Origin of the sequence: Nonomuraea aridisoli (genome assembly GCF_003236395.1) — a bacterium.
GTDB lineage: Bacteria > Actinomycetota > Actinomycetes > Streptosporangiales > Streptosporangiaceae > Nonomuraea > Nonomuraea aridisoli.
Genome location: NZ_POUD01000401.1, coordinates 1 through 6,354, shown reverse-complemented (window position 1 = coordinate 6,354; position 6,354 = coordinate 1). Strand labels below are relative to the sequence as shown.

Sequence of the window (6,354 nt, the reverse complement as noted above, 5' to 3'; positions counted from 1 at the left end):
ACGGACACGCTGGGCCTCCCTGCTGCGACGGATCAGCCCTCTGATGAGCCGACTTTTGGCCCGTTGTGCTCACCATCAGTCCTGACAAGAGGCCTGTCAACGGCGCCGGCGGCGCGAAAGAGCGACGTGCCGGAAATGTGGCCTCGGCGGCCAGGCGATGGGAATGCGGTGAACGCGCAGCGAATTCTGCCGTACGGTCGTCTTTCGCTCCTCGCGGCCTCCTCGACCGCCATTCCATAATTCCAGGCATGGGGGTTATTTCGAGAAACGGGGTTCGATGAAGCGGTGGATCGGCGTCGCCTTGGCCGCGGTTCTGGCCGGGGTGGCGGTGGTCGCGATCGTGACCGGAAACGAGGGGGACGACCGGCCCGGGCTGACCGTCGTACGAGGCGTCATCGGGTCGGAGAAGAAGCCGTTCTTCGACGACGCGCGGGTGCGGGCGGCCTTCGCCGAGCACGGGCTGCGCGTCGAGGCGGACACCGCAGGGTCCCGGCAGATGGTCACCGACGTCGACCTGAGCCGCTATGCCTTCGCCTTTCCCTCGAGCGTCCCGGCCGCGGAGCGGATCAAACAGGATCGCGGGGCGAGCGTCACGTACTCGCCGTTCTACTCGCCGATGGCGGTGGCCACGTTCGAGCCGATCACGGGATTGCTGGAGACGCTGGGAGTGCTGCGGAATTCCCCTGGCGGTCACCCCGTTTTTGACATCGCGAAATATCTGGAAATAGTAGCCAAAGGCACGCGCTGGGATAAAATTCCGGACAATTCGGATTATCCAGCACGAAAGCGAGTGTTGCTCACCACCACCGACGTGCGCACCTCCAACTCCGCCGCCATGTACCTGTCCATGATCGGCTACGTCGCCAACGGCGACGACGTCATCAGCTCCGACGAGCAGATCGCGAAGGTCGCGCCGATTCTCGCGCCCGCGGTGCTGGACCAGGGCTTCTCCGAAACGGAGAGCGAGGAGGCGTTCGAGAACTACCTCGTGCAGGGGTCCGGCAAGACGCCGATGATGGTCGTCTACGAGGCCCAGTACCTGTCGCACGTCTTCACCGCCGACGGGCGGATCACGCCCGAGATGCGGCTGGTCTACCCGTCGCCCACCGTGCTCAGCAAGCACACCCTGGTGCCCCTGTCGCCGCCCGGCTCCCGGGTCGGCGAGCTGCTCACGAAGGACCCCGAGCTGCAGTCCCTGGCCGCCCGGTACGGCTTCCGCACCAGCGACCCGAAGGCGTTCGCCGACCTGGTCGCCAGGACGCGCGCGCCGGCCGCCGCCGACCTGGTGGACGTGGTCGAGCCGCCCACCTGGGAGCGGCTCGACCGGCTCATCACCGCCATCGACTCCACCCGCCCCTAGCAAGGAGATCCCGTACGTGTCCGATCTGGTGCTCACGCCGCCCGAGCCGGTCGCCCCGGTCCCGGCCGAGACGGCGGCCACCATGCTGCCCGTGACCGGCGAGCGCGCGGCCGAGCTGACCGCCAAGGCGCGCGAGTTCGCCGGCGAGCTGAGCGGGATCGACCCGCGTTCGCCGGAGTTCGCCCGCAAGGTGCACGACATCTCCTCGATGGGCGACACCGAGATCCGGTCCGCCTCGCAGGTGGCCAACCGCATGCTCAAGCGCCCGGTCGCGGCGCTGGACGCGGCCAGGGGCGCGGGCTCCGACGCCCAGGCCAAGGTGGCGGGCGGGCTGGTGGCGCTGCGCCGCACCGTCGTGGACCTCGACCCGAAGCAGGCCGCGAGCGGGCCGCGCAGGCTGCTGGGCCTCATCCCGTTCGGCGACCGGCTGCGCGACTACTTCGCGAAGTTCCACTCCGCCCAGCACCACCTCGACGACATCATCCGCGCGCTCAGGTCCGGCCAGGACGAGCTGCTGCGCGACAACGCCGCCATCGAGGGAGAGAAGGCGAACCTGTGGGAGACCATGACCCGGCTGCAGGAGTACGCGGTCATGGCGCAGGCGATGGACGCCGCCCTGGAGGAGCGCATCGCGCGGGGCGAGGAGGCGAGCGCCACGGCGCTGCGCTCGGACGCGCTGTTCGCCGTCCGGCAGAAGCACCAGGACCTGCTCACCCAGCTGGCCGTCTCCGCGCAGGGCTACCTGGCCCTCGACCTGGTGCGCAAGAACAACCTGGAGCTCAGCAAGGGCGTCGACCGGGCCACCACGACGACGGTCGCGGCGCTGCGCACGGCGGTGACGGTGGCACAGGCGCTGGCGAACCAGAAACTCGTCCTCGACCAGATCACCGCGCTGAACGCGACGACCGGCGACCTGATCCAGGCCACCAGCGAGATGTTGCGCACGCAGGCGGGCGAGATCCAGAACCAGGCGGCCGCGGCGACCGTGGACCTGGACACGCTGCGCCAGGCGTTCGACAACGTCTACGCCACGATGGACCTCATCGACTCCTTCCGCGCCAAGGCCACCGAGAGCATGGCGGCCACGGTGGACAGCCTGTCGTCGGAGCTGGAGCACGCCAGGACCTACCTGGAGCGGGCCCGGGAGAGCACGTCATGAGATGGGCTGCCCTGTTGTCGGCGGTGTCGTCGGTGCTGCTGCTGGTGGCGGCCTGCGGCTCCGCGGGCGGGTCCGCCGACGGCCCCGACGTCCTGCGCGTACTCGCCGGCAGCGAGATCAAGGACCTGGAGCCCCTCCTCGCCCGCGCCGAGAGCGAGATCGGCGTCCGGGTACGGCTGACGTACACCGGGACGCTGGACGGCGCGGAGCAGGTGGCGAGCGGCCGCGCGGACGGACGGCAGGACGCCGTCTGGTTCTCCTCCAACCGCTACCTGGCCCTCATCGACGGCTCCCAGGCGCGGCTGTCCACCGAGACCAAGATCATGATCTCTCCGGTCGTGCTGGGGCTGAAGCCGGCCAAGGCGAGCGAGCTCGGCTGGGACACCGAGCCGGTCACCTGGGCCGGCATCGCCGAGGCGGCCAGAGACGGCCGGTTCAGCTTCGGCATGACCAACCCGGCCTCCTCCAACTCGGGCTTCTCCGCCCTGGTCGGCGTGGCCGCCGCGCTGTCGGACGCCGACGGCGCGCTCAGCGCCGACCAGGTCTCCTCCGTGACGCCCCGGCTGAAGGAGTTCTTCTCCGCGCAGCGGCTGACGGCCGGCTCGTCGGGCTGGCTGGCCGACGCCTACGCCCGCGACCCGGGGGTGGACGGCATGGTCAACTACGAGTCGGTGCTGCTGGGCGCGCGCGAGCCGCTCACCGTCGTCTACCCGGCCGACGGCGTGGTCAGCGCCGACTACCCGCTCACGTTGCTGGCCTCCGCGCCCGAGGCGAAGAAGGAGCTGTACGGCAGGCTCGCCGCCTGGCTGCGCACCCCCGCCGTGCAGAAGGACATCATGACCGGCACCCACCGGCGGCCGATCGTCGCCGGCGTCCCGCCGGACCCGCGCTTCGGCAGCGCCCGGCTCATCGAGCTGCCCTTCCCCAACCGGCGCAGCACCGCCGACGAGCTGATCGCCACCTACCTCAACCAGGTGCGCGTCCCGGCGGAGGCCGCGTTCGTGCTCGACACCTCCGGCTCGATGCAGGGCGACAGGATCGCGGCGCTGCGGCAGGCGCTGGTGGCGCTGACCGGCGCCGACACCTCCGCCTCGGGCACGTTCTCCCGGTTCCGCAACCGCGAGTCCGTCACGATGATGCCGTTCGACGACGCGCCGGGGGCGCCGGTGCCGTTCACCGTGCCCGAGCACGACCCCGCGCCCGTGCTGGACGACATCAGGCGGTTCGCCGAAGGGCTGGAGGCGGCGGGCGGCACGGCGATCTACGACAGCCTGACGGCGGCCTACGACCGGCCGGTCACGCCGGGCCACTACGGCTCGATCGTGCTCATGACCGACGGCGAGAACACCGACGGCTCCGACTACGCCGCCTTCGAGGCCCACTACCGGTCCCTGCCGGAGGAACGACGCCGCACGCCGACGTTCGTGGTGCTGTTCGGGGAGAGCGACGCCGAGGAGATGCGCCGGGTGGCCGAGCTGACCGGCGGGGCGGTGTTCGACGCCCGGTCCACGTCGCTGACGGAGGCGTTCAAGGAGATCCGTGGCTATCAGTGAGCGGGCCCTGCGCTACCTGGGCTCCACCAGGAACATCGCCGGCTCCTGCCTGGCGCTGCTCGGCCTGGTGGGGCACTTCCTGGGGCTGGTGGGCGCGTTCTGGCCGGTCGTCGTGATCGCGCTGTACGGGGTGGGCGCGCTGCTGGCGCCGCCGGAACGGGTCCGGCTGACGATCTCGCACGCCGAGGTCGAGACGCGGGCGCTGCGGGCCGACCTGGACGGGCTGCTGCGGCGGATCGACGGGCGTTTCCCGCCGGACGTGCACGCGGCCGTGCAGGCGCTGGCCGAGGTCATCGGGGACGTGCTGGCCAGGGCCGACCAGCTGACCGCCTCCCCCGACCAGCTCCACGTGGTGTCGCAGACCATCCGCCGCTACCTGCCGGCGAGCCTGGAGGCGTACGCGAACCTGCCGCGCCGCTACGCCCTCGCCCGGCGGGCCGGGCGGGAGCGCAGCGCGCACGACGAGCTGCTGGCCCAGCTGGCACTGCTCGACGCCCAGATGGGCAAGGTCGCCGAGGCGATCCACCGGGGCGACGAGCAGGCGCTGCGCGACCAGGGCCGGTTCCTGCGCGACCGCTTCGGCGGCAGCGGCCTCGACCTGACCTGACCTGACGCCCGGCCGCTACACCGCTCGAGGGCGGGGCCGCCGGCGAGGTGGGACGGTCAGACCCGTTCCAGCTCCACCAGCAGCGCCGAGGCGGGCCGCAGCGCCGGGGCGGGCAGTCCCATCTCTCCGAGCACCGAGCCCGGCACCCGCACCGGCGCGCCCGCCCACTCCGGCAGCAGCGCCTTCTCGGGCACCGGCCCCGCGACCCGCACCTCGTACACGGCCTCCGGGTCCAGCCCCGGCAGCCGCAGCGGCTCGGCCCCGGCGGCCACCCGCGAGGTCAGCTGGACGAACGCGTACACCGCCCGCTCGGGCAGCACCACCCCGTGCAGCAGCGCCGACGGATCCGGATGGTCGGCCCGCACCACCCGTCCCGCGTGCAGCAGCGGCCGCAGCCGCTTGTGCAGCGCGATCCAGGTGGCCAGCTCCTCCAGCTCGGCCTCGCTCGCCGAGGTCAGGTCCCACTCCACGCCCATGTGCCCGAACAGCGCGGTCGCCGCCCGGAACGCCAGCGGCAACATGCGGCCGGTGATGTGGTCGCGCGGCGCGCCGACGTGGGCGCCGAGCCGCTCCGGCGGCACGAGCAGGCCCGTCCAGCGCTGGATCTGCTGCCGGTCGAGGGCGTCGTTGCTGTCGGAGGTCCACACCCGGTCGGTGCGCGCCAGGATGCCGTAGTCGATGCGCGCCCCGCCGGACGAGCACGACTCGATCTCCAGCCCGGGGTGACGGCGGCGCAGCTCGTCCAGCAGCCGGTAGGTCGCCAGGGTCTGCGCGTGCACGCCGGGCGCGCCGTCGTGGACGGGCTCGGCGATGTCGCGGTTGTGGTCCCACTTGATGTAGTCGAGCGCGTACTCGCCGACCAGCGTGTCGAGCCGTTCCAGCAGGTACGCGTACGCCTCCGGCCGGGCCAGGTCGAGCACCTGCTGGTGGCGCTGCGGCGGCGGCATGCGCTCGGCCCGGCCGAGGATCCAGTCGGGGTGCTCGCGGGCCAGGTCGGAGTCGGGGTTGACCATCTCCGGCTCGAACCACAGGCCGAACTGCATGCCCAGCTTGCGCACGCGGTCGGCCAGCGGGTGCAGGCCGCCGGGCCACACGCCTTCGTCGACGTACCAGTCGCCGAGGCCGGCACGGTCGTGACGGCGGTGGCGGAACCAGCCGTCGTCGAGCACGAACCGCTCGATCCCGGCCGCCGCCGCCTTCTCTGCCAGCTCCAGCAGCCGGTCGAGGCCGTGGTCGAAGTAGGTGGCCTCCCAGTTGTTGAGCGTGACGGGACGCACCGGCAGCGGGCGGGCGCGCAGATGGCCGTGCAGGCGGGCGCTCGCGTCGTCCAGCCCCGCGCCGGACCAGGAGAAGTACACCCACGGCGTGCGGTAGCTCTCGCCCTCGCCCAGCACGACCTCGCCCGGGTCGAGCAGCTCGCCCGCGCCGATCAGCGCCGCGCCCTCGGGGACGCGCTCGGCGTAGTGGACGTGGCCGCCGCTCCAGCCGGCGTGCACGGCCCACAACTCGCCGGAGCGGAACCCGAACGCCTCGGTGCCTGCCACCAGCAGCCCGGTGCCGTCGTGGCCGGTGCGCCCGCGCCGGTTCTCCCGCGACCACACCCCGTGCCCGAACGCCCGGCGCTGCGGCACCTTCTCCAGCGCCCACCGTCCGGTGAAGTCGAGCAGCTCACCCG

The 6,354-nt window shown here is 72.2% G+C and carries 5 protein-coding genes; 4 read left to right on the top strand and 1 reads right to left on the bottom strand.

Translation table 11 applies throughout. The annotated features are described in order from the left end of the window. Positions 1 to 277 precede the first annotated feature (277 nt). The 4 genes from C1J01_RS45295 to C1J01_RS45280 are packed head-to-tail and all read left to right on the top strand — an operon-like array spanning position 278 to position 4,679. A complete protein-coding gene (locus C1J01_RS45295) occupies positions 278 to 1,360 on the top strand; it encodes a hypothetical protein (protein WP_111185184.1) in 1,083 nt (360 codons plus the stop codon). Between the two features lie 16 nt (positions 1,361 to 1,376). Beyond that, the gene (locus C1J01_RS45290; protein WP_235855101.1) at positions 1,377 to 2,519 is read left to right on the top strand and encodes a toxic anion resistance protein; all 1,143 of its coding nucleotides are present in this window, start codon (positions 1,377 to 1,379) and stop codon (positions 2,517 to 2,519) included. Next, the gene (locus C1J01_RS45285) at positions 2,516 to 4,072 is read left to right on the top strand and encodes a vWA domain-containing protein (RefSeq protein WP_111185183.1); all 1,557 of its coding nucleotides are present in this window, start codon (positions 2,516 to 2,518) and stop codon (positions 4,070 to 4,072) included. Before C1J01_RS45290 ends, C1J01_RS45285 begins: the two co-directional genes overlap by 4 nt. Further along, positions 4,059 to 4,679 (top strand): hypothetical protein, encoded by a 621-nt coding sequence (locus C1J01_RS45280; protein ID WP_111185182.1) that lies wholly within the window; start codon positions 4,059 to 4,061, stop codon positions 4,677 to 4,679. The genes C1J01_RS45285 and C1J01_RS45280 overlap by 14 nt, the downstream gene beginning before the upstream one ends. Before the next feature lie 56 nt (positions 4,680 to 4,735). Here C1J01_RS45280 and C1J01_RS45275 read toward each other — a convergent pair. Next, positions 4,736 to 6,354 (bottom strand): alpha-galactosidase (locus tag C1J01_RS45275; RefSeq protein ID WP_111185181.1); only part of this gene is annotated, 1,619 nt, incomplete at its 5' end.